The organism is Vitreimonas sp. (genome assembly GCF_035627415.1).
Classification (GTDB): domain Bacteria; phylum Pseudomonadota; class Alphaproteobacteria; order Caulobacterales; family Aquidulcibacteraceae; genus Vitreimonas.
Genome location: NZ_DASPLU010000005.1, coordinates 1 through 26,855, shown reverse-complemented (window position 1 = coordinate 26,855; position 26,855 = coordinate 1). Strand labels below are relative to the sequence as shown.

The following is a 26,855-nucleotide window of genomic DNA, read 5'->3' as shown; positions in this document are numbered from 1 at the left end:
CTGGGAGCGCTCAGTACAGACCGTCAGCGTATTGTTTGACCACGCGCTTCATCAGGCGGACATAGTGGGCGGAGTGTTCGGCGGGGTTTCTGACGACGTTTATCGGGACCACGATCTCGTAATACACATTCAACCCAGGCCTCGATATCAGCAGCCGAAAGAGCTTTCGCGAGATGAGTCCGGCTTCGTACAGCCTAGCCGAACTGCCGAAGTAATTCGACACCAGCCTGGAGTGTCCCCGAATTGCTTTTGCCGCGTCTGGGTCCGTCTCATTGAGAGCAATCCAAGCGGCGCCCGAGTCAGGAAAGCTATCTCTTCGCTCTCGCCAAAATCTTCCAAGCTCCAACAGCGCTTCACGCATCGCGGGATCGCCATAGTCCTCCATCAGACGAAGATAGGCATTGACCTCGTTGCCCTGCGCCGTTCCTCGGGCTTGAGCCAAGCTGGTGAGCGCCGCGATCGCTGACGCTACCGCCGACACCGCCGCCAACCCGAATACCCAGTTTTCCATAGTCCACTCCGCCGCATCGCAATTTCGTCAGGACAGCGAAGTCGATGTCAATAGCTGGCACGGGCTGACGCCCGAGTCCTCCCCCTGTTGATCCCTATGCGATCGGCTTGGCCGACTTCGTGTGATCCATCGCACCCAACTCGTTCAGAAACGACCAGCACGCCAAGTGAATCTCATCGTCAGCCTTCATCGACGCTGACGTTAGACTCGACAAGCACTGCTCCATCAATTCGCGCCGGCGTTCATCGGCATTCTTCACCATGCCGTGCCGCTCGAAGATGCTACGAATGCGCCGCTCCGTCACGCCGCTTAGTCGTGTATTTCCCACACCCTTCATTTCGTCGATCACCAAACGGCCCCCGATCAGTGGCTTCACTGACACAACAGCGCGCTCCTCCCCGTTCACGACATAGAAAGCGAGCGAGCCGCTGGCGACCTGATCAGCGTAGGCCCGCATGCAGTTCTGAAATTCAAGCGCGATCCGCCGGAGATCGTCGAGGTCCGCAACCGGCCTGACATCGGGATGGTCGATTACCGGTGGCGCAGGAAAAACGTCCGACTTCCTCACCACTTTCAGAAGCATCTCAAAAAAATCGTAACGCGAGCCCGAAGCGGTGATGGAAACGAGCAGCAGTGCGGCCTTGTCGGTTGTGTCGCACACACGGGCCAGTACGCTCGCCTCAATGGGCCGACGTACATGACGACACACCTTTGCGGCCCGGAGCATCGGCGGAAGCTCGTGCAACACCGCTACCAGGGCAGGCGTCACTTCACGGGCATGCCGCATGACCGTCATGGCCTTTTGGCACACCACAAGCGACCAGAGCTTGCGATAATCCTCGAAGGCCCACAGCGGCAGGGGCATCGACGATAGGATGCGTTCGAGGCCGTTCGGGTAAGGGTCTGCAACCAAAGTCGCTGCGTCGTGCCACTTGAGCGACCGCAGCCTATCGAATTCAATCACATCCGGGTCAGAGCCGGTGATCAGCATGCCGAGCAAATGCATGCGCGCCGGCGCAAGCTCAAAGAATGGCTGATGCGGAAATGGAAAGTGGGCGGCGATGTCGTCCGCCAGATCGGGCGCCAGGGCTTTCAGAGCGCCGGAGATGCGAGGAAAGGGTTGCTGCATACGAAGGCCTTGTTGGGTCATCTTCGCATGCGGGGTTCCTCCTTCGTCATGCCCCTTCACTATCCGCAGCGTTTCAAAAACTCAAGACGCCGAGCGAAGACCCTGGGAGGCCCCTCATGAAGCACGGACGTTCGGTTTGTAGTTATAGGCGAGAAGTCGAGCACGCGCCCTCTCGATTTCATGATCCGCGAAGAGTGGATGCCACTTCGGATTCTCAACCACCACCGCTTCAACAGTGAGTTTTAGGAAGCCGCGCTCATACAAGCGAGTGTACCCATCCGACGGCTTGGCTGCGTTGATTAGTTGCTTAGCAGTCGCCACGCCGCCTTGGCGCGTCAGCATATTGTGGAACTCGGAAGCGGTGTATTTCGCTTCCTCTTTAGCTCGTACATAGACTTCCAGCATCGCAGCGTCGAACTGCTTGGCGAGATCAGCCATTTCCTATCCCTTGAGCATCTTTTTCACCGCCTCGAACCGGGTTGATCCTGTCTCAGACCATTCCTCAAACCCACAGCGCCGGGGCGGGCGGTGCCGGTGAAGCAGGAGGCGCAGGGGGATCGACGAGTGTAGCAGCAACAGGCACCGAGAACACTTCGTGGTCGAAAGCGACGCCAACTGCGGTAGGCGCCGCCAGCTACGCGATCCGCAAGAATGGCCACACCGTCAACGTCACCAACAACGCACGATCTCGGGCACGGTTGATTAAGACAGAAGAGACTAGTTGAACACGCCGGCCTTCCAGTCATCAATGAACGGCATTGGAAACGTTGAATCGTGTCCCGCCCGATAGGTTCGAGTCTTACCAGTCGGCAAATGGGTGATCGTGACGGTTTGATACCATGGGCCGATTTCCGCGACCGTAGCGCCGGCTGGTGCAGGCGTGGGGTCGTCCACGCAGCGATATTCGAAGTCCTGCGGCTTGAGGTCCGTGTTCATTGTGCGGTTGACTTCCTCGAAGAACTCATTGGCTTCCATCTTCCGCTCCCATCGGCGCAAAGTTTGACCTACCGCACGCTATGCGGCTCCGTCAGGATTCTGGCAACTTGGTAAGATGGCAAAGAAACTTTGAATTGTGGCCTCTGAGGAAATATTGCCGGTGACGCTGTGTGGCCAGACGCTGTGTGGCCATCCGCAGTCTGGACGGCGCCCTGGTCGCCGGCAGCACGAGGCGGCGAATGTGTCTCACTGTCTCAGCGTCTCAGCCCAACCATACTGCTCTCCGGAGTCTATAATATCTGAATCCGGAATTTCCTGACGAGTATGGAATCGCGTGAGACACTGAGACAGTGAGACAAGCCCCATCACCGGCTGCTCCCTTGGTGTGGAGCGGTGCCGATGTATTGGGGTTCGTGGTTCGCTAAACACAGCGATTGATAGTGATCACGCACCTGGACCGAGGTCTTCGACCGCCAGCTTTCATGGTTGCGGACGATCCAGAACCGCTGCTTCTCGCCGTAGACATGAAGGTTCGTGCGCTGCTGACCACGATCCGGCAGCGGTTCAACACCCGCCTTCCGCAACGCTTCGAGCAAGCTTGACTGCGTTACGCCGGGCGCGATGGCCGTGGCCCACGCCCACAGCCAGCGATGACCCGCGATTTCCAACCGAAACGGCCCGTCACGCGCTTCAACAGCGTCGCGCACGGCGGTCTCCAACCGCGATCGAGATGACTCGATCAATTCGGTCTTCGCCGCCGTCATCGGCGGGCCGCTCTTGGCAAAGAAGCCAGACAGATCAGTCGTGCTGAGCAGATGGGCGACGGCAGCGACGAAGTCCTCCGATGGCTCCCAGAACCGGCGGAAGTAGTTGTCGGGCATGGTAGGCACGCTCAACCGGCGCACAACGAACAGACGTCGGTCGCTGTCTTCGATCTTCATCGGCACGGCTTTGTTCGAGAAGATCACCACGCCGCGTGGCGTGTCCATGTTACGGAATGGCATGCCCTTCTCTTCGGCCAGGAAGTCCTCATCAGCCAACACCATTTTGATGGAATTGTAAAAGCCAACACGGTCCTCGCTCTGGACTTCGTTCATGCCGAGCAGGACCCGGTCGCCAAGCTGCATCCGAAAGCGGTGATCGGCGTGATCGCCCTCCACCATGTGGCAGTTGCCCTTGCCAAACACGTGCGAAAGCAGTTCGAACAACGATCCCTTGCCCAAGCCCTGGTCGCTCAAGACCATCAAGGCGTGCGCGATCTTAATGCCGGGCCGTTGGTAAAGATGAGCAAGGTAAGCGAGCGCATGGCGCCAACCTTCCTCGCCAAACACACGCTGAAGAAGTTCAAGAAAGGCCGATGCGTCTCCCGCCTTAGGAACCACGGTCGGCGCCCGGTAAGTGTTGAGGATCGGGCTGGCGCCGAGGTTGGAGAACCCAGATGGCCGGGACGGATCGAACCGACGTGCATCCGCTTTCCGCAACAAGCCGTCAGCGATCATCATGTCAGCCGACAGAAAGCCACGTTCGTGCGCGTGCCGATCATCGAAGCTCTCCTTGGTAAGACCACGAGCCACAATGCCGGGCTCGGTCGCCTCAAGGTCGAAGAAGCGCCCTTCCGTGACGGACAAGATGTACCTCTTCAGTGCGAGAACGTTGTTCGACTTCCGACCGTCGGCGCCGAGCGTCAGCGGCGTCGTAATCGGCTCTGCGCTCTGACGGAATGGGCACGTCTTGCACGCGGGGGCGTTGAGGCCCCGCTCAACGAACGCGCACGTCACCGGTCCATCCGCTTTCAGAGCTTCGCCAAGTTTCTGATCGGTCTCAAACGGCGTGTACTTGGGGTAAGGCGCCGAGATGGCATGGGCCAATCGTTCACCGCCATGGCAGCGACCGATCACACCGAGTGCGTGAAACCAATCATTGTAGCCCGTGCTCTCGGCGTTCTCGACAACATCGCGCATCCAGCCGCAGCCTTCAGCCACGGCGGCGAAGTTCTCCTTCGGTCGTTCGCCCTTCTTCAGGTCCTGCTTTGCCCATTCGATCGAGCGGATCAAATCCCACGCCGCAGCCGTGTCGCCAGTCGTGACCGACACACCCGTCGAAGCGGTTCGCGCTGGCTTCTGCGGCTTACCGATCGGCACGCCGAAGCGCACGATCTCATCGACGATCGTCTGGAGCGGGTAGCGTCGGCTGTCGGGATCGGTGCGCCAACGAACCGGCAACGGCGTCTCGCCTTTGACGTTGAAGGTGCCCGGCAGGCGCCCAAGACGCGGTAAATCGGATGTTGAATCGAACTTCCAATCGAACGTCTCAAGAGCGAAAGTGCGAAACGCTGAACCGAATGCGGCGGCGACATCCACCATGTCCGCGCGCGTCTGCGCGCTGTCGATGCCGACGGGCTCTTCTAAAATCCAGTAGGCGTGCAGCCCCCGGCCCGTTTCCACGATAATGGTCGGCGGTAAGAAGCCGCCAGAGGCGAACATCTTCAGCGCCTCGACATCGTTGACCGGCAGCCGGTCTTCCTTCTTACCAGGGTTCTTGAAGTCGATGTCAGCGAAGAACGCCGGCACGCTGGCGACGTCCTTGAGCGATCCCCGGCTATGACCGCCAATCGCCGTGGTGATCGGGTTTACCTGGAAGAACACGTTGGCGTTCAACAACGGCGTAACAGCGTCGGTGAGCGCTGGTGTCTTCGTCTGATCGACGGGAATGGAGAAGAACCGCTTGGTGCCAGCCGGATCGAAGATGGCGATGTTCATGTAGCCGTCGGCGCAGCCACGATAGAGTTCAGCGCCGAACGAATGGGCGCAATTCGAGTATAGGTTGTAGTCCATTGTCTTTCTCGCACCGGATGGCGAGTGTCCCGCCCTCCGTACCGCTATTTAGAAAGTCGGCTCCGTCTTTTGATTTTGCGGCAGGAGGGCGGGCTCTCGATGTGCGAGATCGACGTCGGTATTTACACGCTCGGCACTCGTTACGGACGCACAGCGCCACACCAGCCAACGCGTCAGGCGATTGAACTCGGCCTGCCCCAGGATGCGGACCCATGGTCGAGCCGAAGCCGGGCTTGTGCACCTCACGCCGGCAGTAATGGAAGACGGCGACGTCATCTACGGCCCTGCCTCCTGGTGGCCATCACCTGCGTATGCCATCGGAGTGCGGTGAACTCCGTCGTGAATTCACCGTCCAAAATCGTTTCGAACTCATCGACGCGCGAAGGCACGGTCACCATCATAGTGGTATGGCCCTCGCCAAGCTCGCGTCCCTGAAGCAAGCGGACCAAGTCCGGGCGATCAGCCGGTAGCGTGTATCTCAGGTGCTGGATCAGATCGAACGCTTCGCCGCTGGAGGCGATCGCATCCTCGTCCATCGGCTCAATCACGATCTCATAGAGGAAGTGCGGCAGCCTCAACCACTCGGGTGTGGTTAACTTTTCAAGACACGTCGGGCAATTGCACGCATCAATCGAACCCAACCGAACGCAATCGTCGGTCAGGTTTTCACTTCCGAGTGCGACCGCACCCGGGAAAAACAATTCAAACATCTCAAAAACGAAAGTCCATCCAGCAAATGCTGGCAGGTAATATGAAAGCCTTCATATCGTGATTCTGTGGATATGACGACGCCGGGTCTTACAGCGATAGAACTCGCCGCAGCGTGACTTACTGCTCTGACAACCGCGATCCCCGATCGTTGTTTGCTCGGACGCAATTCTCTGCGCCTCAAGGATCGACGTGTTGACGCTTCCGTCCCACTTCACTGGGATGATCGCCGTCGTCCGAAGTCGCCTTCGTCGGAGATACCTCTCAACGATCCGTTCCACGATGTCGCCGTCGAGCGGTTCACGTCCGCCCAGTTCAATTAGCTGCGCGGCGACGGCTTCGACGGCAGCCCACACTTGGGGGCGACGCATGATGTCCCGGGTCCTGCACCAGACGCGGTCCAATACATCCCAGCGTTTGGCTTCATCCTTGTAGAACGGCAATAGCGCGTCGTGAGCGTGCTCCAGATCACCGTCACCACCGTCGGGGAAGCAGACGTCGTCGAAGAGGTCGCCATCCCCCAGAAGCTCAGCCTGCGCGAACGGGCCGGCAGCGGCGATGAAGGCACGGTTGACCGCTCGTGCAAACGCCATCGCTCCATTGTCGGGATTTTCGATCAGGCTCTGAACCGTCAGTTCGGCAGGCTGGTTTCCAAAGGACGTTTGGCACAGCCCCATCACCGTCAATGCTCGGGCCCGATCGTCGTAAGTTAAGGTCGGTTCAGCGAAAGCTCTGACGTCGTAACAAATGTGACCCAGAAGTCCGACATTGGCCACGGCGTGCCCGGCCTCGTGAAAAGCGCTGCGCTCGAGTTCGCCGGGCTCGATGCTATCGATCGGAATTGGACGCGATGTTCGTGCGGCCTCGACGCTGGACGTGGGGTTGATGTTGGTTCTCATTGAATACGCCTCGCTCTCTCCGGATGACGACTCAAGTCGCGATCCGACTCAAATCGTGGCATGATTTGCGGGCATGAGAGTCGCACTGGGCGATCTTCTTTGGCGCCGGCACACCGACGTTCGCTCTAGGTGGCCATCGGGGCGCTGTTCCGCGATTAAATCCCCGCGTACGCACTCGGGCACTATCGGCAAGAACTACTGCGGACCGCTCTCGGACATCGTGGTGCCCGGCGCGATGTTCAGTCTTCCGCATCGAATTACTTGGCGTATGCCGACTTCGGCCACGTATTGCCGAGGGCGCGAAATTACTACTGGGCTCCAATCGCCCCTCTCTCGCGCGATCGAGGCCGAACAGTAATTTGGCACACAGTAGTTTTTCGCTGAGCCAAGTCATACAGCAGCGCGAAGTCCGACATCACAGTATTGGGCGTGGTTCGAAGCGGCCTTTCCACGCACGCCCGACGCACTGCCTTTGATTCACGCCGTCCTTGCTGATGCGCTCACCGAACGCGTCCTGTCGCGCGCGCTGATCGCTCGGCGGACCACACTCAACGTCGTGGACGACCAGTAAGAGATGATCCTCATCTCGATGAGAACTTGGCTTTCTTCTTGAGCCACCGCCGGGTACAAAAGTTCAAGAAGGGTCGCACTAACGACGATGAGGCGCCGCCGCTTCGAACGGCGCGTGGTTTGCTACCGATATAACCAACGGCGTCGCCTGCACGGGCCCGAAGACCCTTCGACATAACCTCTTCGTCGTCGCCACGAATTCCGGATGATCTCCGAACGCCGCCGTCAGTGCCTCGACCGCCGGCTTTCTCGCGCCACGCAAGGTCCAGATTGTAGCAACGGCGGCAGCGGCGGCTGGCGTGAGCCGTGACACGAGTCCCTGAGCGACCTCGCCACCGGCACCTTTCCTGGAAGCGATCTTCGCCACGTCGTGTGCGATGTCAGGCATGGCGGTTTCCAAGATGCCTTGGGCGGCACGACCGAATACAGCCGCCATGTCACGACGACCGCTCTGCTGTGCGGTTAAGGCGCGATCGACCAGGAACTGAAATTCGAGGGATGCGGCGAGCGAGTCGGTAGTCAGCACTCGTTATTTAGTTCCCCGCGAAGTGCTCTTAGATCGATCCTGGGATGCGAAAGTTTTTCGATCGCTTCAGCCAAGATCGGCAGAGCGAAGCCCTGACCTTCTTGGTCCCGACCGTATTTGTCGCCTTCGTCGGACGACGCGTGACCGGTAAGAGCGTCGTTCAGAGCCTTTGCCACACCGGCATTGCGGAGTCTGCTCTTGAAAGTATGGCGAAAAGAATGAAACGACTTTCGCCTGTCAGAAACGACCATCCTCGAATACTCGGACCACCATTTCGACCAATACGCAGTGACTTTGTCGCTCTTGTCACGTTTCTTCGCGTCACGCCACCGGAGCAACGGAAACACGTGAACGTGATCGGCGCGACGCTGAACTTCTACGAAGTCCAAAAAGCCGAGTTCGAGAAGGACGGAATGGATCGGCACCTTTCGATGCGACGTCTTATTCTTCAGACTACGCAGGAAGCCTGGGTCCACACCGTCGTATCGCTCCTGAAAGTGAATGTACCTGACGCCCTCTTCTGTTTTCAGATCAGTGATTGCAAGCTGTCCAAGTTCTTCAAGCCGCGCACCAGTATAGGCAGCGAGTAGCGGAATCCATTTTTGCGCTTCAGCGCCCGCCCTGTTGTCCGACACCGACGTCCCGCGAAAGATCGCGCATGAGAACAAACTTCCGATCTCCTCATCCGTGTATCGTAGCTTTGATGGAGACACGCTCTCAGCCTCTTGAACCGAGATGTTCAGCATCGGGTTGACGAGATTGTTTTCGCTGTCATTGACGGCATCGGCAAACACAGCGCGAACCGCCGCGAACACCTTCTCGTTCAGCGTCTTGGCCGACAACCGTTTGTAGGGTGCTGCGCCCACCGTGGTGTATCGCGCCACAACGGCGCGAATGGGCTCACGGCGCAAAGCGCTTGGAACGTTAGCCGGATACTGCGCCATCAGGTCTCGAAACTCGATGCAATGCCGACGCGTAATTTTGTCGAGCGGCAGATCACCGTGGACATCGATGAACCGATTGATCTGTGTCTCGAATTCCCGTGCAGATTTACCCGCGTCCTGACCATGCCGTTCACGCTTGCTTCGCCAAGCAACGAAAGCGCTCCACACCGTTATTGTGCTCTCGTCGGCGTGCAGATGCGTAGGAGCAACGATCGAACTTGAAGTCGCAGTGGAGTCGATTTCGCCGGGACGAATGGTGCCGTTTCGAAGATTATCTTCATACTTTACGACATCATACCACGCCGCTTGGAAAATCGGGCGAAGGCGCTCCATCGCGGGATGTTCTCTACTGATACGAACGCCTTGACTGCTGAGTGCGGCAATCAGCTTGGTGTCAAATTGCGGAATGTCCCTCCATCGCCCAGCCTTTGAAAGGCCATCGCGAAGTTCGTGATGCCTTACAAGAAAATCGCGATACTCCGCGAACCGAGTGGTCGCGTCAGGAATTTCTTCGTCCGGTTGATTGAAGGCGCGAAGCTCTGCTCGCGCCAGTTCCGCCAATTTCCACTGGTCAACCGCTTGGACCGCCTTCCTCGGATCAATCGCGTCGGTGGAAGGATGTTCGCCTAGGCGAGCCGCCTCGATCACCCGCTCGAACTCACGAAGGATCGGTGGAGCCAGCCGCACCGCATCGGCATAGCGGGTAGTCCCGAGCCGGCGCGTCATGTTCTTCTTCCCCACCCGCTCCCGACAATCCTCAGGCACAACGAGGATGACCTCGTAGGTCCCATCACGAAGAACCCGAGTGCCAGGAACCCTCTTTTTGTTCTTGCGGATCGTGCTGGCTGCCATGGGGCATTTGTAGTGGCAGTTTGTAGTGCGTGAAGTGGAAAAAATCCTCCAGTATCAGGATTTACTATTGTTCCAACACACTAGGGCGCGGCTGGCGGAGAGGGAGGGATTCGAACCCTCGGTACGCTTGCACGTACTCCGGTTTTCGAGACCGGCCTATTCAGCCACTCTAGCACCTCTCCGGAGGCTCGCTTAATGGCGAGCGCCGGCCGCTCTTGCAAGAGCGGCGCCCAGTTTTCCGGGGGCGAATTCACTCCAAGGGCCGCACGCGCGCGAGCGTCACCACCGTGTCGCCGAACTGGATCGGGGTGGTTTCGGCCGGGCGGGCGGCGCGGATCGGCGCAGCCGGGCGCGCGGGCGCGCCGGGCGTCTGGCCGATAATGAACCACTCGCCGGTATCGCCATCGCCGGAAAGGACGATCTCGATCGCGGCGCCGTCGCAGGCGCGGCCCTGGCAGGCGAGGCTGACGAACTCGCCCGCGCCGTCGCGTTCGCCGAAACCGGCCGAGACGCCGGCGACGCTGGCGCTACGGGGCGCTGCCGCGCGCGGGATGCGCAAGCTCGCGCGGTAAGCGCCGTTCATGGCGAGGGTGGCGCGGACGATGCGTTCGCCGCCCGCCTCGGCGACGGCAATGTCCGTCAGCGTCGGCGCGGGCGCCGGCGCAAGCGCTGCCGGCGCGGCCCAGCTCGGCAAGCGGTCGCCGGGCAGGACGCGCTCGGGCTGGAAGTCCGCCGCCGCGGCGATCGGCGCCGGCAAAGGCCGCGCCGCGCTGCCGGCCAACACGCGCGCTCGCCCTTCGTCGACGTCGACGAAGTAATTGAGATTGAGCGGCGCCGGCCGCGCCGATGTCGCCGCAGGCGCGAGCGCCGCGCCGATCGCCGCAGCGATCATGCCGGCGCCGAGCACGGCCGCTGCGCCGCGCCAGCGCGTCTCGCCCTGGCCGCGCACGAGCAGGCCGAGCCAGGTCATCGCCGCCAACGCCATCAAGGCGGCGGAGGCGAACGGAAACTCGAATCCGAGCGCAAGCTCGGTGAGATAAAGCGCCGGCGCCCAGACGAGCAGCGTCAGCAGCGCCGCGGCGATCGCGCCAACGGTTCGCGCCGGCGTCCAGAAGAAGCCGATGGCCGCGAACAGGGCGTAGGCCAGCGCCGGGATCGCGAACAAGATCGAAATGCCAGGCAGGAGGAACGATGCGACGAACCCAAGCAGCGCGAACCACAGCATCGCCGCCGCCCCGATCAGTTCGCCGTTGCGCGGCGCGCGCGTCGCCATCAGCGCCAACGGCAGCGCCGCGAGCGCCGCCAGCGCGCACCAGGCGCGCGTCCAGGCCGGCATCGCGAACCAATACGTCCCGCCCGGCCGCAGCGCATCGAGCGCAAACCCTGCCGCCGCCGCGCTCAAACCCGCTATCAGCAACACCGCTGCCGGCGCCGCAAATGCGCGCCACCGGCCCTGCATCTCCGCGCGCCAGAACGCGAACGCGGCGATGAGCACGCTCACGCCCAGCGCGCCCTGCGCCGCCCAAGCCGGCGCGCGCACGAACAGGCGCGAGGCGATGTCGGTGTACACAAGCGGCGTCGCATCGCCCCGGTCCGGCCCGCCGGCGAACGCGCGCACCGTCGCCAGCGCGCTGTCGCCCATGTGCTGCAGGCTCGCTACGTCGGCCGAGGCGAGCGAGTCCTGCGGCGTGTGATAGTGTTCGAGCCCCTCCAGCAGCGCGATGTTGACGACGTCGAGCCCCGGCCGCGTCAGCGCCGTCACATCGGTCGAATTCGGCAGCAGCGCATAGACGTCGGCCATCACCGAATTGGCCATCCCCCGCGGCGCCCGCGCAAACGCCGCCGCCGCATCGGCGTTCGGCTGATTGCTCTCGAAAAACACCGCCGGCCCCCGCGTCCCCCGCGCCTCCAGATTCACCAGCGCCCCGACCTCCTCCATCCCCCCGCTCTGCACGAAAGCCTGCGCGCCGAGCAGCGCTTGTTCCTCCCCGTCGCTGATCAGAAAGATCACCCGCCGCTCCAGCGCCTCGTCCCGCAGCATGCGCGCGATCTCGAGCCACGCCGCCACCCCCACCCCCGCATCGCTCGCCCCCGGCCCAGCCGGCACACCGTCATAGTGCGTCGCCGCCAAAATGGCCGGACCCCTTTCCGGACCGGCGCTGAACAGAACATTGCGCACCATCGCGCACTCGATGCGCAGCCCCTCGCCGCGGCAGACGAACTGTTCGCGCACCTCCGGCGTGAAGCCGAGCGCGCGGATCTCCGTCAGCAAACGCGCGCGCACGACGTCCTGCGCCGCGCTGTCGACCGGATGCGGGCTTTCGTCGCCGAGAATCCGGCCCAAACGCGCGCGCGCGGCGGCGGCGTCGAACTGATGCGCCGCGTTGGCGGCGCGCAGCGGCGGCGGCTCGACCAAAGCGCCTGCGCTCATCAAGGCCGCAAACAGCAGCGCGAGTATGAAAAGCGCATAAGGGAAAGGGCGGCGAGCGGGCTGCGGCGGCGTGTCGGTCATCGCCGCCGCTCTAGCATTGTTCCCGAGCTATTGCGACGGCACGTCCCTGAGCGGCGTCGCAAACGAGGGGCCGCCGCCGAAGGCGCGGTAGATGGCGATCGCCGCGCGCGCGGCCTGCGCTTCGGCGTCGATCCGGGTGAGATTGGCGTCGATCAGCTGCTGCTCGGAGCGGAGGCGATCGGCCAAGCTCTGGATGCCGGCGCCGTAGGCCGCGCGCGAGCCGCGCGCCGTCGTTTCCGCCGCGGTTTCGGCGCGCCGCGCCGAATCCAGCCGCAACCGGCCTTGGTCGAGGGCCACCAAAGCATTCGAGCCTTCGGCGATCGCCTGCGTCACCACTTGGCGATATTGCAACAGCGCCTGGTCGAATTGCGCGTCGCGCTCGCGGATGCGGGCGAAGCGCTGGCCCCAATCAAACAACGGAATCGAGATCAGCGGCGTGCCGGTGGCGAACGTCGCGCCGGCGCTGACCGGATCGCCGATCAGCGCATCGGTGGTGAGGACCGCGCCGGTGAGATTGAGCCGGGGCAACAGATCGTTGCGCGCATTGGCGACACCGGCGGCGGCCACCAGCGCCTGCGCTTCCGCACGCGCCACGTCGGGCCTGAGGCGCACCAGGTCAGCCGGCGCTGCCGGCGCTTGCGTCAGATTGAGCACGGGGATCGGCCGGCCCTGCGCATCGAGCACGGCGCGCACATCGGCCGACTCCGTGCCGGGCGCGAGGCCGCGCAGCACCGCGAGCACGTTTTCGGCGCGCCGCTCTTCGATCACCAAGCCCGGGAGACGCGTGCGCGTGGCTTCGGCCAAACGGCGCGCGTCGGCGGCGTCCGCTTCGGAGGTGATGCCGGCCTCGTAGCTGATCTGCAGAATCCGCGCGAGCTCGTCCGCGGTTTCGACCGAACGCGCCAGCGCCGCGCGGCTCGCCTGCGCGGCGCGCAGATCGACATAAGCCTGCGCCACATCAGCCGCGAGCGCGACTTGCGCGGCGCGCACATCGGCCACCGCCGCGCGCGTGTTGGCGCGCGAGCCGACAAACGCCGCCTCGATGCGCGAGAACAGCGGGATCTCCCACGCGACCTGCGCGCCATAGGAGCCGGTCATCTGCTCGCGTTCGACACCGCCGCCCGCCGTCGGCAGCGCGCCGTCTTCGACCGCGCGCTGGTATTGGCCCTGCCCCGTCGCGGTCAGCTCCGGCAAGAACTGAGTGACGGTCGAATGCGAGAGGGCGCGCGCTTCGCGCACGCGCAACAGCGCCTGCTGCACGCTCGGCCCCTCGAGCAGCGCCTGATCGACGAGGCTGACCAGCGCCGGATCGTTGAACTGGCGCCACCAGTCGGTGACCGGCTGCTGAGCCACGGCCGGCGCGTCAGTCCAGTTCGCCGGCAGGGTGGGATTCAGCGGCCGCTCGTCGGGCATGGTGGAGCAGGCCGTCAGCGCCAGCGCCGCAAGCGCAGTCGCCAAACCCCGCCGGATGGAACGGGCTGAGTTCATATTCCGTTGCTCCACAGACACTTAACGGCTCCGGCGGCAGCCTCTGGCCTGCACGCCGCGCCGCTCGACTTGGGATCTGAGCTTGACGCCGTCCAGGCTTAACATTTAAAGAACGAACATTCGTTTTATATGCGATGCAGCGTGGCCCGGCAAGCGGCCTCTGTCTGTGTGTCGAGGTTCCGTGGCGCGACTAGCTGACCCCCAACTGGCTGAGCGCCGCCGGCGCCAGATCATGGACGCGGCCATCGGCTGCTTCCGCCGCCGCGGCTTTCACCAAGCGACGATGCAGGAGATCTGCGCCGAGGCCGGCATCAGCGCCGGGGCGCTCTACCGCTATTTCGCCTCCAAGGCCGAGATCATCGCCGCCATCGCCGAGGACCATCGAGGCGAGGGCGACACCGCCTTTCTGCGCGCCGCAGAGCAAGAAGGATTGATCCCCGCGCTCTGCCTCGCCGCGCGCAACTTCCTGCAGAAGTTCGCCGATGGCGACGGCGCGCTCATCGCCGACATCATCGCCGAAGCGTTGCGCGACGATGTGCTCTCCGCCTCGCTGCGCGCGACCGACGTGCGCAGTGTGAAGCTTTTTGCACAAGCGATCGAAACTGCCCAAGCGCGGCGTGAAATCGACGTCACGTTGGACCCAGAGGAAGCGGCCGAGACCTTGTACGCCGCGATCGAAGGCATAGGTCTGCGGCGGGCGTTCCTGCGCGACACCGACACTGACGAGGCGGTGGCGCAGTTTTGCTCGCTTGCGGAACGTTATCTGAGCTCCCGCCCATGAACAAACCCGAACGCCCCGAGATCTTCAACAAAGCCCAGGGCTTTTTCAAACGCGCCGCCGAAGGCGGCGGCCGCGCCTTCCGCAATGCGCGCGACGCCAGCCAGAGCGCTTGGGCGCGCGCCACCGCGTCCGAGACAGAGGAAGGCCATCGGCGCAAAGTGCTGATGCTCTTGGGCGGCGGCATTGTCGCCATCGTCGCCGTGCTGTTCGTGCTGTCGCGCTTGGGCGGCGAGGGCGCCGTGCGGACGGAAGTCGCGACCGCGCAAGCAGTGACGGCGATCACCGTGGGCACACAGAGCTTCAGTCCCGCCATCGCGCTGAACGGCGAAGCGCGTCCGGTGCGCGACATCCAAGTCGCGGCGCCGGCGAGCGGCGTGCGCGTGCTCGAAATCCTGGTCGACGAAGGCGACTACGTGCGCCAGGGCCAAGCCATGGCGCGGCTCGACACCAATCTTGCGCAGGCGCAGATCCGCGCCGCGCAAGCTTCTGTCGCCGAAGCGCAATCGGCAGCCGTGCGGGCGCGCGGCGAGTACGAGCGCGCTGAATCCATCCGCGACTCCGGCGCGCTCTCGACCGAGGCGATCGAAGCGCGCCGCGCCGCCGCGATCGCCGCCGATGCGCGCCTGCTCGCGGCGCGCGCGCAAGCCCAGGAAGTAAACGCCCGCCTTGGCGGCGGTTATGTCCGCGCGCCGGCAAGCGGCCTCGTCATCGACCGCATGGCCGAAGTCGGCCGCGATGTCGCCGGACAAGTGCTCTTCCGCATCGCCGCCGGCAATCAGCTGGAAGTCGCCGCGCAAGTCGCCGAGGGCGAGGCGCTGGCGTTGCAGGAAGGCGCGCCCGCCGTGTTCACCCTGGTCGACGGCTCGACCGTGCAAGGCCGCTTGCGCCGCCTGCCCGCGTCGATCGACAGCCGCACGCGCACGGGCGAAGCCTTGTTCTCGCTCCCAGAGAACACGCGCGTCCGCGCCGGCATGTATTTGCGCGGCGAAGCGCAGCTGCCGCCGCGCGATGTGATCGCCGCGCCGCAAAGCTCGGTGCTCTACGATCGCGGGCAGGCGTACGTGTTCGTGATCGCCCAGGTGCGCCGCGAAGGCGAGGAAGAGCCGGTCTATCTCGCTCAGCGCGCCAACGTCGAGCTCGGCGGCCGCAGCGGCGAGATGGTCGAGATTCTCGCCGGCCTCACGCCAGGCCAGCGCATCGTCGGCTCCGGCGCGGCGTTCCTGCAGCACGGCGACGAAGTCCGCCCGCTTGCGCAAGAAGCGCCCGCCGCCGCGCAGGCGCCGAACCCAGCGCAGCCGACCGGGCTGCGCGGCCGGGAAGACTGAGACATGGCCTGGAACATCTCCGCCGGCGCGATCCGCAATCCGATCCCGCCGATCCTCTTGATCCTCGCGCTCGTGTTCGCGGGATGGCAGGCCTACAACCGGCTGCCGATCAATCAGTTGCCGAACGTCGATTTCGGCGGCTTCACCATCACCGTCGCCCAGCCGGGCGCGGCGCCGGTGGAAATGGAAACGCAGATCACCCAGCGTATCGAGAGCGCGCTGACGGCGGTCGAAGGCGTCAAGCGCGTCAATTCCACGATCTCGCCCGGCGTCTCGACGACGACGGTGGAGATGGAGGGCGAAACCGATCTCGCCCGCGCCGTCGACGACGCGCGCGACGCGATCAACCGCATCCGCGCCGAGCTGCCGGCCGACATCACCGAACCGGTGATCACCCGCATCGAAGCGGCGAGCCAGCCGATCGGCTATTACGCCGTCGAAGGCCAGGGCATGACGCCGCAGGACATTTCCTGGTTCATCGACAACGATCTGCAGCGCGAACTGCTTGCCGTGAGCGGCGTCAGTCAGGTGCAGCGCATGGGCGGCGTCGATCGTGAGATCCGCGTCGAACTCGATCCCGCGCGCATGCTCGCCTACGGGGTCTCGGCCGATCAGATCAACAGCCAACTGCGCGCCCGCAACGTCGACCTGCCCGGCGGCCAAGCGCAAGTCGGCGGCCAGGCGCAATCGATCCGCACGCTCGGCGGCGCCGAGACCGTGCAGGAGCTGGCCGAAACCCGCATCGCCACGTCCGACGGCGGCACGGTGCGCCTCGGCGATCTCGGCACGGTGACCGACAGCGCCTCCGATATGCAGTCGATCTCGCGCTATAACGGCCAACCGGTGGTCGGCTTCCTGGTGCTGCGCACGCGCGGCGCATCGGAAGTGCAAGTGTTCGACCGTATGGACGAGCGGCTGCGCGAGATCGAGGAAAGCCACCCCGGCATCACCATCACCGAGATCGGCTCGACCGTGGAATTCATCCGCGGCATGCACGAGAGCTCGATCCACGCGCTGATCGAAGGCGCGCTGCTGGCCTGCCTCGTCGTGTTCCTGATCCTGCGCGACTGGCGCGCCACCCTGATCGCCGCCGCCGCCATCCCGCTCTCGATCCTGCCGACCTTCGCCGCGATCGAAGTGCTGGGCTTCACCTTGAACATGGTGACTCTGATCGCGCTGGCGCTCGTCACCGGCGTCCTCGTCGACGACGCCATCGTCGAGATCGAGAACATCGTCCGGCACATGCGCATGGGCAAAGGCGCCTACCCCGCCGCGCTCGAAGCCGCCGACGAGATCGGCCTCGCCGTCGTCGCCACCACCTTCTCGATCATCGCCGTGTTCGTGCCCGTGAGCTTCATGTCCGGCGGCATGGGGGTGTTCTTCAGGGAATTCGGCCTCACGGTCGCGATCGCCGCGTTCTTCTCGCTGATCGTCGCGCGCCTCATCACGCCGATGATGGCGGCGTTCTTCCTTTCCAACAAAGGCAATGAACACGAAGCCAAGCCCGGCACGCTCACGCTCGCCTATCGCGACATCCTGAGCTGGTCGATCCGCAATCCGTGGAAGACGACCGGGGTCGGCCTCGGCGTGTTCGTCGTCTCGCTCGGTTTGGCGATGACCGTCCCCGCTGTCGTCATTCCACGCTTCGACAGCGGCATGATCCAGGTGCGCGTAGAAATCCCGCCGGGCACGCCGGTGCTGCAAGCGGACCGCATGCTGCAGAGCATGTCGACGCGCATCCGCCAATCGACGCCGGAGGTGGAAGGCGTTTTCACCTCGATGAGCGGCGCCGACGGTTCGGCGCCCGACGCCAACATCTTCATTCAGCTCACCGATCGCGATGACCGCGACCGGTCCGCCTACGCGATTCAGCAGACGCTGCGGCCGATCCTCTCCGAGTTTCCGGACTACCGCTCCCAGTTCATCCAGGATCAGGGCGGCCAGACCGGCTCAGACATCACCGTGCAATTCGTTGGTCAGGACCCGACACGCGTGAACGCCGCCGCCGAGCGGCTGGCCGCCGCGATGGGCCAGCTTCCGGTGCTGGTCGACGTGCGCGCTTCTTCGGCCGTGCGCCGGCCTGAGATTCAGGTGCAGCCGCGCGATACTGACATGGCGCGGCTGGGCGTCACATCGGCCAGTCTCGCCTCCGCAGTGCGCATCGCCACCAGCGGCGACGCCGAACAGAACCTGCCGAAGTTCGATCTCGCCGATCGGCAAATCCCGATCCGCACCACGCTGCGGCCGGACAACCGCACCGATCTCGACGTCATCAGCGCGCTGCCAGTGCAGTCGTCGCTTGGCCCGCCCGTCCGGCTCGATGCGGTCGCCAACGTGACGTTCTCGCTCGGCGAAGCGACGATCGAGCGCCGCGACCGCGAGCGCGCGGTCAGCGTCGGCGCCAACGTCGTGCCGGGCGTCGAGCTGAGCGAAGCGCAGCAAGCGGTGTTCAACCTGCCCGAAGCGAAGGAGCCGGGCCAAGGCGTGCGCCTCGCCACCGGCGGCCAGACCGAAGACTTCGCCGAGATGACGGCGGCCTTCGGCACGGCGATGCTGTGGGGCGTGATCCTGATCTACATCGTGCTGGTGCTGCTGTTTAAGGACTTCTTCCAGCCGATCACGATCATGACCGCGCTGCCTCTTTCGCTCGGCGGCGCCTTCGTCGGCCTCATCGTCGCCAATCAGCCGCTGTCGCTGTTCGCGTTCATCGGCCTGCTGATGCTGATGGGTCTCGTCACCAAGAACTCGATCCTGCTGGTCGATTTCGCCGTCGAGCGCATGCATCACGGCATGAGCCGCAACGCAGCCTTGATGGAAGCGGGCATGCAGCGCGCGCGGCCGATCATCATGACGACGTTCGCGATGTCCGGCGGCATGCTTCCGGCCGCCCTGGGCTGGGGCGTCGACGGCACGCTGCGCCAAGGCATGGGCGCGGCGGTGATCGGCGGGCTGATGCTCTCGACGCTGCTCTCGCTGGTGTTCGTGCCGGCGATGTTCGTGCTGATCGATCGGCTGGAGCGCTGGGTGCAGGGCTTCCTGCCGAAGCCGCAGGCACGCGAAGAGGACGACGCCGTGCGCACGCCGGCGGAGTGATTGCGAGCATGGCGACGCGATGCTAAGGCTGGTCCATTGCTGTGGAGCAACGTATGCGCAGCTTGGCCTATTTCTTAGCTATCGCCGTAGTGACTGTCGCGGCGCCTGCTTCCGCGCAGTGGAGCATGGACAACAGCATCGGCCTTCCGCAGCTCGGCTCCGTTGGCACCTCTCATCATTGGGACCGATGCACCCATGAGGAGCATGTCTTCGACCCGGCCGAATCAATTGCGAGCTGCGATCGTCTCCTCGCGGAGAACGACTCTCGCAGCATGAGCGGTTACATCCTTTGGTTTCGCGCAATGCGCCACCGTGATGCGGGTCAGCACGCTCAATATGAGTCGGACCTGAGGAGCGCCGGAGACATTTTCTCACAGGACGTCACCGCTAATCCACGAAGCTATGACGGCTACTACAATCGCGGTCTCGTCGCCGCGCGATTAGAGAATTACGATGCCGCTCTTTCCGATTACGAGCGGGCCGCCGCGATCGAAAGTATGGCGCCAGCGCCTCACCGAGGACGAGGCGCCATCTTATTCAGGCGCGGCGACTATCAAGGCGCAAGCGAGGCGTTCGACCGCGCCGCTCGCATTTCCGCGCGCGGCTATTCGACCGACCCCGGCCTTCACGCAGACCGTTGCGAAGTGCGGGCCGCGCTGCGCACAGATCTTGAACGAGGTTTGAGCTTTTGTAACCGCGCGGTCCGCAACTCCGATACCCCCTCCTCGGCGCTGACCTCGCGCGGCTACTATTTCTTCATGCAAGGCGATCTCGACCGCGCCGCCGCGGACTTCGCTAGAGCCGTCGAAGAAGACCCGTACAACGCCGCCGCGCTCTACGGCCGCGGCGTGGCGGCGGTGCGGCAGGGGCGGAGCGCCGAAGGCGAAGCCGACATGGCGCGAGCCCGCGAAATGGATCGGCTCGACGTCGAATATTACGCCAACGCCGGCCTGGCGCCCTAAGCGCAACGCGCGAGTCACTCGATCTCGAACTTCACGCCCTGCGCCAGCGGCAGCGTGCGCCCGTAATTCACGGTGTTAGTCGCCCGGCGCATGTAGGCTTTCCAGGCGTCGGAGCCGCTCTCACGGCCGCCGCCGGTTTCCTTCTCGCCGCCGAACGCGCCGCCGATCTCGGCGCCCGACGGGCCGATGTTCACGTTGGCGATGCCGCAATCGGAGCCGCGCGCGGAAAGAAACTGCTCCGCCTCACGCAGATCGTTGGTGAAGATCGACGACGAAAGCCCTTGCGGCGCGGCATTGTTGAGCGCGATCGCTTCGTCCAGCTCGCGATACTTCATCACGTAGAGGATCGGTGCGAACGTCTCGCGCAGCACGGGGCCTTCGTGGGCCAGCATCTCCGCCAACGCCGGGCGCACGTAGAACGCGCCGTCGCCGCCGAGATCGATACGCTCGCCGCCCGTCACGGTCGCACCTGCGCCGCGCGCCTCAACGAGCGTGCGCTGCATCGCCGCGAACGCCGCACCATCGATCAGGGGCCCGACCAGCACGCCTTGCTCGAGCGGATTGCCCACCTTCACCGACGCGTACGCCTGCTTCAGCCGCGGCGCGAACGCGTCATAGACGCTCTCATGCACGAACAGCCGCCGCAGCGTCGTGCAGCGCTGACCGGCCGTGCCCATCGCCGCGAACGCCACGGCGCGCAGCGCCAGATCGAGATCGGCGCTCGGGCACACGACAGACGCGTTGTTGCCGCCGAGCTCCAGCAGCGCGCGCCCGAACCGCTGCGCCACACGCGGCCCAACGGCGCGGCCCATCGCCGTCGAACCAGTGGCCGAGACCAGCGCCACACGCGGATGATCGACCAGCTTTTCACCGACGCCGCGCCCGCCTTGCAGCAGCGCCGACAAACCTTCCGGCGCCGCCCCGCCTTGCGCGCGAAACCGCGCGGCGGCGCGCTCGAACAAATTTTGCGTCGCCGCCGCCGTCAGCGGCGTCTTCTCCGACGGCTTCCAGACGACGGCGTTGCCGCACACCAGCGCCAGCGCCGCGTTCCACGCCCACACCGCCACCGGAAAATTGAACGCCGATATGATGCCGACGACGCCCAGCGGATGCCACGTCTCCATCATTCGATGCTCGGCGCGTTCGGTGGCGATCGTCAGGCCATAGAGCTGGCGCGAGAGACCGACCGCGAAATCACAAATATCGATCATCTCCTGCACTTCGCCCAAGCCTTCGCTGACGATCTTGCCCGCTTCGAGCGTCACCAGCCGACCAAGCGCCGCCTTGTGCGCGCGCAGCTCTTCGCCGAACAGCCGCACCAGCTCGCCGCGCTGCGGGGCGGGAACGTTGCGCCACTCCAGAAACGCCGCATGCGCCCGCTCGATCTTGGCGGCTGCGCTCGCCGCATCATCCGCCGCCGCTGCGCCGATCCGCTCACCGGTGATCGGCGAATGCGAGATGAGACTGCCGCTCGCGGCGCCCACGCCCAACGCCGCCAGCGTCTCCTGCGCCTCCTTGGCAATGCTGATCATCATCAAATCCTTTCGCGGCGAGCCTATACGCGCCCGCCGGCGAACCTGCCATCCCTCGCCCCGCGCAGCGGGGGAGGGACACGCGGCGAGCCGCGAGGAGGGAGACAGTGTAACTCCCCTCCCTAGCCCCTCCCCCGCTCCGCGGCGCGAGGCGAACGCTTGCCGCGCCCACTATTTCATATATAAACTACCGCCATGCGCATCGCCTGCGCCGGCGGCGGTCCCGCCGGCCTTGTCTTCGCCATCTCGATGAAGCTGCGCGACCCGCGGCACGACATCGTCGTGTTCGAACGCAACGACCCGGGCGACACGTTCGGCTGGGGCGTGGTCTTCTCCGACCAGACCATGGAGAACCTCCGCGCCAACGATCCCAAGAGCGCCGACGCCATCGAAGCCGGCTTCGCCCATTGGGACGACATCGACGTCCATATTCACGGCCAAACCATTACATCGTCCGGCCACGGCTTCGTCGGCATCGGCAGGAAGCGCCTCTTGAACATCCTGCAGGACCGCGCCCGAGAACTCGGCGTACGGCTCGCGTTCAAGACCGAGGTCGAAGCCGATCCAGCGCTGCTCACGCAATACGATCTCGTCCTCGCCAGCGACGGCGCCAATTCGAAATGGCGCAACGCCCACGCCGACCACTTCGGCGTCGATATCGACATCCGCCCGAACAAATACATCTGGCTCGGCGCGGACAAAGCCTTCGAGGCCTTCACCTTCGCCTTCGAGCAAACCGAACACGGCTGGATCTGGGCCCACGCCTACAAGTTCGAGGAGAATGCCTCGACCTTCATCGTCGAATGCAGCGAAGCCACGTGGCGAAGCTTCGGCTTCGATACGATGAGCCAAGACGAAACCTGCCGCACGGCCGAAAAGCGCTTCGCGAAATATCTCGACGGCGCGAGCCTCTCCACCAACGCCAAGCACCTGCGCGGCTCGGCCTGGCTCAACTTCCCGCGCATCGTTTGCGAGACGTGGCACAAGGATAACCTCATCCTGATGGGCGATGCGGCGCACACCGCCCACTTCTCGATCGGCTCCGGCACCAAGCTCGCCATCGAAGACGCGATCAAGCTCGCGCAAGTGCTGCATGGCGGCAAACCGCTCGCCGAGGCGCTGGCCGAGTACCACGCCGAGCGCCAAGTCGAAGTGCTGAAGCTGCAAAACGCCGCGCGCAATTCGACCGAATGGTTCGAACACATCGATCGCTACGCCAAGCTAGCGCCGCTGCAGTTCGCCTATTCGCTGCTCACCCGCAGCCAGCGCGTCAGCCACGAGAATCTGCGGCTGCGGGACAACCGCTTCTTACAGAATGTAGAGCGATGGTTCGAAGCCAATCTCGGACCGCCGGCGCCCTCGCCGGCAAGGGCCGTAGAGGCAAGCTCCGAAACCTCAGCGCGTGGCGCAAACGTCGCTGCCGGCGAGGGCGCCGGCGGTCCGGGCTCGACACCCCCCATGTTCGTGCCCTTCCGCCTGCGCGACATGACCATCGCCAACCGCGTCGTCGTCAGCCCGATGTGCATGTACTCGGCCGTCGACGGCGAAGTGAACGACTTCCACCTCGTCCATTACGGCGCCCGCGCCAGCGGCGGCGCAGGCCTCATCTTCACGGAGATGACCGACGTCTCGGCCGACGCTCGCATCACCCCTGGCTGCGCTGGCATGTACGATCCAAAGCACGTCGCCGCCTGGAAGCGCATCGTCGATTACGTGCACACCCACACCGCCGCGAAATTCGCGCTCCAGCTCGCGCACGCCGGCCGCAAGGGCTCAACCCGCGCGCCGTGGGAAGAGGATCATCCCGATCAGCCGCTCGAAAGCGGCAATTGGGAGATCATCGGCCCTTCGCCGATCCCCTGGTCCGACCGCAACGCCATCCCGCGCGCAATGACGCGCGCCGACATGGACCGCGTCAAATCCGACTTTGTTCGCGCCACGCTCATGGGGGAGCAAGCCGGCTTCGACATGCTCGAACTGCATTGCGGCCACGGTTACCTGCTCTCGTCCTTCCTGACGCCGGTCAGCAACCAGCGCAGCGACGAATATGGCGGCAGCGTCGAAAATCGCCTCCGCTTTCCGCTCGAAGTGTTCGAAGCCATGCGCGCCGCTTGGCCGCGACACAAGCCGATGAGCGTGCGCATCTCCGCCACCGATTGGTGCGAGGACGGGCTCAGCGCCGAAGACTCCGTCGCCATCGCCGAAGCGTTCGCCAATGCCGGCGCTGATCTCATCGACGTCTCCGCCGGCCAGACCACGCCGCTCGCGCGCCCGGTCTACGGCCGCATGTTCCAAACCCCTTTCTGCGACCGCATCCGCAACGAAGCCCGCGTCGCGACCATGGCTGTCGGCAACATTTTCGAGCCGGACCACGTCAACTCCATCCTCGCCGCCGGCCGCGCCGATCTCTGCGCGCTGGCGCGTCCGCACCTGGTCGATCCGTTCTGGACGCTGCGCGCGGCGGCCGAACTCGGCTATGGCGGCGTGCACGCGCCGGTGCAGTATGACGCCGGCGAGCGTCAGCTGCGCCGCAACGCGCAGCGCCGCGAACCGGTCACGGAGAAGGTATGAGCGATCTCAATGGCAAGCACGCCTTCATCACCGGCGGCGGCACCGGCATCGGCCTCGCCACCGCGCGCCTGCTCGCCGCCCGCGGCGCCAAGCTCACGCTCGCGGCGCGCAATTTCGCGCGGCTGGAGGCGGCGGCGGCCGAGCTCGGCGCTTTTCCAGTCTCCGTCGACGTCGCCAACGAAAGCTCCGTCGCCGCCGCGTTCGAGGCCGCGCGCGCGCACCACGGCCCGGTCGGCATCCTCGTCAACAATGCCGGCGTCACGCCGTCCGCGCCGCTGCACAACACCGAGCTTTCGATGTGGAACGAAGTGCTGGCGATCAATCTCACCGGCGCCTTCCTCTGCGCGCGCGCCGCGCTCGCCGACATGTACGCCGCCAAATGGGGCCGTATCGTCAACGTCGCTTCGATCGCGGGCCTCAAAGGCGGCATGTACATTTCCGCCTATTGCGCCTCCAAGCACGGCATGGTCGGCATGACGCGCGCGCTCGCTTACGAAACGGCCAAGCGCGGCGTCACCGTCAACGCCATCTGCCCCGGCTATGTCGAAACGGACATCGTCACCCGCGCCGCCGAGAACATCGCCAGCAAGACCAAGCTCAACGAAGACGAAGCCCGCGCCATGCTCTACGCCGGCAACCCGCAAGGCCGCTTGATCACGGCGGAGGAAGTCGCCAGCGCCATCTCCTGGCTCTGCAGCGAAGGCGCGGCTGCGACGAATGGAGCCGCGATCCCGATGAGCGGCGGGGAAGTTTAGTGAGACGCTCCTGCTTTCGTCATCCCGGGGCAATGCGAAGCATTGAGCCCGGGACCCAGGGGCAACCGACGCACTCGCGGCCCCTGGGTTCCGGGTTCGCGCTGCGCGCGCCCCGGAATGACGAGGGTGTGGGTCTCCCATGAAGGACGCCCGCGACACCGTCCGCCTCTCGCTTCGCCTGCTCACCACCAGCCGGCTGATCGAGCGCGAAGTCGACACGCTGATGCGCGCGCGTTTCGGCTCGACCATTGCTCGCTTCGATTTCCTCTCCGCGCTCGATCGCCACGGGCCGCTCACGCTCGGCGAAGTTTCGCACAATCTGCTCGTCTCGAACGGCAACGTCACGCAGCTGCGCACGCGACTCGAAGCCGACGGCCTCATCGAAACGCGCCAAGACGAAAACGACCGCCGCATCCAACGCGTCCGGTTGACGCGCAGAGGCGAAAGCGTATTCAAGCAGATGGCCAAAGCGCACGCCGCTTGCGTGGACGCGCTGCTGCGCGAGCTCACGCAAGCCGACAAACAAAAGCTGTCGCAGCTGCTGGACGGCGCCAAATCGTCCATCCGCCGCAAGCTGACAAAGGGAGGAGCAGCGCCATGATCGGCGACGCCTGGAAGAGCGCGGACTACCGCGCTGAGCATTTCCTCTGGAGCGTCGCCGACCGCGTCGCCACCGTCACGCTCAATCGCCCGGAGCGCAAAAATCCGCTGACGTTCGAGAGCTACGCCGAACTCCGCGACCTCTTCCGCCGCCTCCCTTATGCCGACGACTGCCGCGCTGTCGTCCTCACCGGCGCGGGCGGCAATTTCTGCTCCGGCGGCGACGTGCACGACATCATCGCCCCGCTCACCAAAATGAGCATGCCCGAGCTCATGCGCTTCACCCGCATGACCGGCGATCTCGTCAAAGCCATGCGCGCCTGTCCGCAGCCGATCGTCGCCGCCGTCGAAGGCGTCTGCGCCGGCGCCGGCGCGATTCTGGCAATGGCGAGCGACATCCGCTTCGCGTCACCCAACACGAAGACCGCATTCCTCTTCACCCGCGTCGGCCTCGCCGGCTGCGACATGGGCGCCTGCGCCATGCTCCCGCGCATCATCGGCCAGGGACGCGCCTCCGAGCTGCTCTACACGGGCCGCTCGATGGGCGCGGACGAGGGCCTCGCCTGGGGCTTCTTCAACCAGGTGGTCGATCAACCGCTGGGCGTTTCCCTGGATATCGCGAGGCAGCTTGCCAGCGGCCCGACGCTCGCCCATGCCATGACCAAGAAAATGCTGCACGAGGAGTGGAACGTCACGGTGGACCAGGCGATCGACATGGAAGCGCAGGCGCAGGCCGAGCTCATGCTCACCCAGGACTTCCGGCGCGCGTACGAAGCGTTCGCCGCCAAGCGCAAGCCGGTATTCGAGGGCGACTGATGGACAGGTTCGTCCATTACGGCTGGCCGTTCTTCGAGGACAAGCATCGCAAGCTCGCCGCGGAGGCCGAGGCGTGGGCGAAGGACAACCTCGCGCACGCCCACGGGGAAGACGCCGACCGCATCTGCAGGCGCCTGGTGCAGGACCTCGGCTGCGCGGGGCTGCTGCGCCATTGCGTCTCCGAGGCGCCGGACGTGCGCTCGATCGCCGTGCTGCGCGAGATGCTGGCCTACCACGCCGGGCTCGCGGATTTCTCCTTCGTCATGCAGGGGCTGGGCAGCGGCCCGATCGCGCTCGCCGGCAGCGATGCGCTGAAGAAGCAATACCTGCCGAAGGCGGCGAGCGGCGAGGCGATCGCCGCCTTCGCGCTGTCGGAGCCCGATGCCGGCTCGGATGTGCAGGCCATGAGTACCGTGGCGAAGCGCGAGCGCGACGGCTGGGTACTCGACGGCGTGAAGACGTGGATTTCGAACGGCGGCATCGCCGACTTCTATGTGGTGTTCGCCAAGGC

21 protein-coding genes and 1 tRNA gene are annotated in these 26,855 nt (G+C 64.6%); 9 read left to right on the top strand and 13 right to left on the bottom strand.

The annotated features are described in order from the left end of the window. Positions 1–10 precede the first annotated feature (10 nt). The 12 genes from VEA80_RS02050 to VEA80_RS01995 form a co-directional block, all read right to left on the bottom strand. The gene (locus VEA80_RS02050; RefSeq protein ID WP_325059022.1) at positions 11–511 is read right to left on the bottom strand and encodes a hypothetical protein; all 501 of its coding nucleotides are present in this window, start codon (positions 509–511) and stop codon (positions 11–13) included. Positions 512–605: 94 nt separating this feature from the next. Further along, positions 606–1,661 carry a hypothetical protein gene (locus tag VEA80_RS02045; RefSeq protein WP_325059021.1) on the bottom strand — a complete coding sequence of 352 codons (1,056 nt, stop codon included), beginning with the start codon at positions 1,659–1,661 and terminating at the stop codon, positions 606–608. 93 nt (positions 1,662–1,754) lie between these two features. Further along, on the bottom strand, positions 1,755–2,078 hold the full coding sequence (locus VEA80_RS02040; RefSeq protein WP_325059020.1) for a hypothetical protein: 324 nt from the start codon (positions 2,076–2,078) through the stop codon (positions 1,755–1,757). Positions 2,079–2,357: 279 nt separating this feature from the next. Next, complete coding sequence (locus VEA80_RS02035) at positions 2,358–2,615, bottom strand: hypothetical protein (protein WP_325059019.1); 258 nt, start codon at positions 2,613–2,615, stop codon at positions 2,358–2,360. A gap of 326 nt (positions 2,616–2,941) precedes the next feature. Beyond that, complete coding sequence (locus VEA80_RS02030; RefSeq protein WP_325059018.1) at positions 2,942–5,410, bottom strand: primase-helicase family protein; 2,469 nt, start codon at positions 5,408–5,410, stop codon at positions 2,942–2,944. A 272-nt stretch (positions 5,411–5,682) separates the two neighbouring features. Continuing rightward, complete coding sequence (locus VEA80_RS02025) at positions 5,683–6,120, bottom strand: hypothetical protein (protein ID WP_325059017.1); 438 nt, start codon at positions 6,118–6,120, stop codon at positions 5,683–5,685. A 51-nt stretch (positions 6,121–6,171) separates the two neighbouring features. After that, positions 6,172–7,017, bottom strand: a complete 846-nt coding sequence (locus VEA80_RS02020; RefSeq protein ID WP_325059016.1) for a hypothetical protein — start codon at positions 7,015–7,017, stop codon at positions 6,172–6,174. Positions 7,018–7,666: 649 nt separating this feature from the next. Then, positions 7,667–8,113, bottom strand: a complete 447-nt coding sequence (locus VEA80_RS02015; protein WP_325059015.1) for a hypothetical protein — start codon at positions 8,111–8,113, stop codon at positions 7,667–7,669. Then, positions 8,107–9,909 carry a site-specific integrase gene (locus VEA80_RS02010; protein ID WP_325059014.1) on the bottom strand — a complete coding sequence of 601 codons (1,803 nt, stop codon included), beginning with the start codon at positions 9,907–9,909 and terminating at the stop codon, positions 8,107–8,109. The genes VEA80_RS02015 and VEA80_RS02010 overlap by 7 nt, the downstream gene beginning before the upstream one ends. 92 nt (positions 9,910–10,001) lie before the next feature. Then, positions 10,002–10,091: transfer RNA gene (locus VEA80_RS02005), tRNA-Ser, on the bottom strand. Positions 10,092–10,159: 68 nt separating this feature from the next. Continuing rightward, on the bottom strand, positions 10,160–12,421 hold the full coding sequence (locus VEA80_RS02000) for a M20/M25/M40 family metallo-hydrolase (RefSeq protein ID WP_325059013.1): 2,262 nt from the start codon (positions 12,419–12,421) through the stop codon (positions 10,160–10,162). Positions 12,422–12,448: 27 nt separating this feature from the next. Next, positions 12,449–13,909, bottom strand: coding sequence for an efflux transporter outer membrane subunit (locus VEA80_RS01995; protein ID WP_325059012.1), 1,461 nt, complete (start codon positions 13,907–13,909; stop codon positions 12,449–12,451). Positions 13,910–14,141: 232 nt separating this feature from the next. Here VEA80_RS01995 and VEA80_RS01990 point away from each other — a divergent pair, with 232 nt between their 5' ends. From VEA80_RS01990 to VEA80_RS01975, 4 genes are all read left to right on the top strand, one after another. Continuing rightward, positions 14,142–14,690 (top strand): TetR/AcrR family transcriptional regulator, encoded by a 549-nt coding sequence (locus VEA80_RS01990; RefSeq protein WP_325059011.1) that lies wholly within the window; start codon positions 14,142–14,144, stop codon positions 14,688–14,690. Further along, positions 14,687–16,015 carry an efflux RND transporter periplasmic adaptor subunit gene (locus VEA80_RS01985; protein ID WP_325059010.1) on the top strand — a complete coding sequence of 443 codons (1,329 nt, stop codon included), beginning with the start codon at positions 14,687–14,689 and terminating at the stop codon, positions 16,013–16,015. Before VEA80_RS01990 ends, VEA80_RS01985 begins: the two co-directional genes overlap by 4 nt. Positions 16,016–16,018: 3 nt before the next feature. Continuing rightward, a complete protein-coding gene (locus VEA80_RS01980) occupies positions 16,019–19,108 on the top strand; it encodes an efflux RND transporter permease subunit (RefSeq protein WP_325059009.1) in 3,090 nt (1,029 codons plus the stop codon). 272 nt (positions 19,109–19,380) lie between these two features. After that, positions 19,381–20,070 (top strand): tetratricopeptide repeat protein, encoded by a 690-nt coding sequence (locus tag VEA80_RS01975; protein ID WP_325059008.1) that lies wholly within the window; start codon positions 19,381–19,383, stop codon positions 20,068–20,070. A 14-nt stretch (positions 20,071–20,084) separates the two neighbouring features. Here VEA80_RS01975 and VEA80_RS01970 read toward each other — a convergent pair whose 3' ends face one another. Further along, positions 20,085–21,605 (bottom strand): aldehyde dehydrogenase family protein, encoded by a 1,521-nt coding sequence (locus tag VEA80_RS01970; protein ID WP_325059007.1) that lies wholly within the window; start codon positions 21,603–21,605, stop codon positions 20,085–20,087. A 192-nt stretch (positions 21,606–21,797) separates the two neighbouring features. Between VEA80_RS01970 and VEA80_RS01965 the strand changes: the two genes are divergently transcribed. The 5 genes from VEA80_RS01965 to VEA80_RS01945 all read left to right on the top strand — a co-directional run. Then, entirely contained in the window at positions 21,798–24,173 is a 2,376-nt protein-coding gene (locus tag VEA80_RS01965; protein ID WP_325059006.1) for a bifunctional salicylyl-CoA 5-hydroxylase/oxidoreductase, read from the top strand. Beyond that, the gene (locus tag VEA80_RS01960; RefSeq protein ID WP_325059005.1) at positions 24,170–24,928 is read left to right on the top strand and encodes an SDR family NAD(P)-dependent oxidoreductase; all 759 of its coding nucleotides are present in this window, start codon (positions 24,170–24,172) and stop codon (positions 24,926–24,928) included. The genes VEA80_RS01965 and VEA80_RS01960 overlap by 4 nt, the downstream gene beginning before the upstream one ends. A gap of 139 nt (positions 24,929–25,067) precedes the next feature. Further along, positions 25,068–25,529: a MarR family transcriptional regulator gene (locus VEA80_RS01955; RefSeq protein WP_325059004.1), complete on the top strand. Its 462-nt coding sequence runs from the start codon at positions 25,068–25,070 to the stop codon at positions 25,527–25,529. Next, entirely contained in the window at positions 25,526–26,344 is an 819-nt protein-coding gene (locus VEA80_RS01950) for an enoyl-CoA hydratase family protein (RefSeq protein ID WP_325059003.1), read from the top strand. Before VEA80_RS01955 ends, VEA80_RS01950 begins: the two co-directional genes overlap by 4 nt. Then, positions 26,344–26,855: acyl-CoA dehydrogenase family protein (locus tag VEA80_RS01945; RefSeq protein WP_325059002.1), on the top strand; the 512-nt coding region annotated here is incomplete at its 3' end. The genes VEA80_RS01950 and VEA80_RS01945, both read left to right, overlap by 1 nt.

What these genes read in the sequence shown, in the direction of transcription:
- VEA80_RS02050 (WP_325059022.1), bottom strand. Translation starts at nt 511, where the DNA reads ATGGAAAACTGGGTATTCGGGTTGGCGGCGGTGTCGGCGGTAGCGTCA.
- VEA80_RS02045 (WP_325059021.1), bottom strand. Translation starts at nt 1,661, where the DNA reads ATGACCCAACAAGGCCTTCGTATGCAGCAACCCTTTCCTCGCATCTCC.
- VEA80_RS02040 (WP_325059020.1), bottom strand. Translation starts at nt 2,078, where the DNA reads ATGGCTGATCTCGCCAAGCAGTTCGACGCTGCGATGCTGGAAGTCTAT.
- VEA80_RS02035 (WP_325059019.1), bottom strand. Translation starts at nt 2,615, where the DNA reads ATGGAAGCCAATGAGTTCTTCGAGGAAGTCAACCGCACAATGAACACG.
- VEA80_RS02030 (WP_325059018.1), bottom strand. Translation starts at nt 5,410, where the DNA reads ATGGACTACAACCTATACTCGAATTGCGCCCATTCGTTCGGCGCTGAA.
- VEA80_RS02025 (WP_325059017.1), bottom strand. Translation starts at nt 6,120, where the DNA reads ATGTTTGAATTGTTTTTCCCGGGTGCGGTCGCACTCGGAAGTGAAAAC.
- VEA80_RS02020 (WP_325059016.1), bottom strand. Translation starts at nt 7,017, where the DNA reads ATGAGAACCAACATCAACCCCACGTCCAGCGTCGAGGCCGCACGAACA.
- VEA80_RS02010 (WP_325059014.1), bottom strand. Translation starts at nt 9,909, where the DNA reads ATGGCAGCCAGCACGATCCGCAAGAACAAAAAGAGGGTTCCTGGCACT.
- VEA80_RS02000 (WP_325059013.1), bottom strand. Translation starts at nt 12,421, where the DNA reads ATGACCGACACGCCGCCGCAGCCCGCTCGCCGCCCTTTCCCTTATGCG.
- VEA80_RS01995 (WP_325059012.1), bottom strand. Translation starts at nt 13,909, where the DNA reads ATGAACTCAGCCCGTTCCATCCGGCGGGGTTTGGCGACTGCGCTTGCG.
- VEA80_RS01990 (WP_325059011.1), top strand. Translation starts at nt 14,142, where the DNA reads ATGGACGCGGCCATCGGCTGCTTCCGCCGCCGCGGCTTTCACCAAGCG.
- VEA80_RS01985 (WP_325059010.1), top strand. Translation starts at nt 14,687, where the DNA reads ATGAACAAACCCGAACGCCCCGAGATCTTCAACAAAGCCCAGGGCTTT.
- VEA80_RS01980 (WP_325059009.1), top strand. Translation starts at nt 16,019, where the DNA reads ATGGCCTGGAACATCTCCGCCGGCGCGATCCGCAATCCGATCCCGCCG.
- VEA80_RS01975 (WP_325059008.1), top strand. Translation starts at nt 19,381, where the DNA reads ATGAGCGGTTACATCCTTTGGTTTCGCGCAATGCGCCACCGTGATGCG.
- VEA80_RS01970 (WP_325059007.1), bottom strand. Translation starts at nt 21,605, where the DNA reads ATGATGATCAGCATTGCCAAGGAGGCGCAGGAGACGCTGGCGGCGTTG.
- VEA80_RS01965 (WP_325059006.1), top strand. Translation starts at nt 21,798, where the DNA reads ATGCGCATCGCCTGCGCCGGCGGCGGTCCCGCCGGCCTTGTCTTCGCC.
- VEA80_RS01960 (WP_325059005.1), top strand. Translation starts at nt 24,170, where the DNA reads ATGAGCGATCTCAATGGCAAGCACGCCTTCATCACCGGCGGCGGCACC.
- VEA80_RS01955 (WP_325059004.1), top strand. Translation starts at nt 25,068, where the DNA reads ATGAAGGACGCCCGCGACACCGTCCGCCTCTCGCTTCGCCTGCTCACC.
- VEA80_RS01950 (WP_325059003.1), top strand. Translation starts at nt 25,526, where the DNA reads ATGATCGGCGACGCCTGGAAGAGCGCGGACTACCGCGCTGAGCATTTC.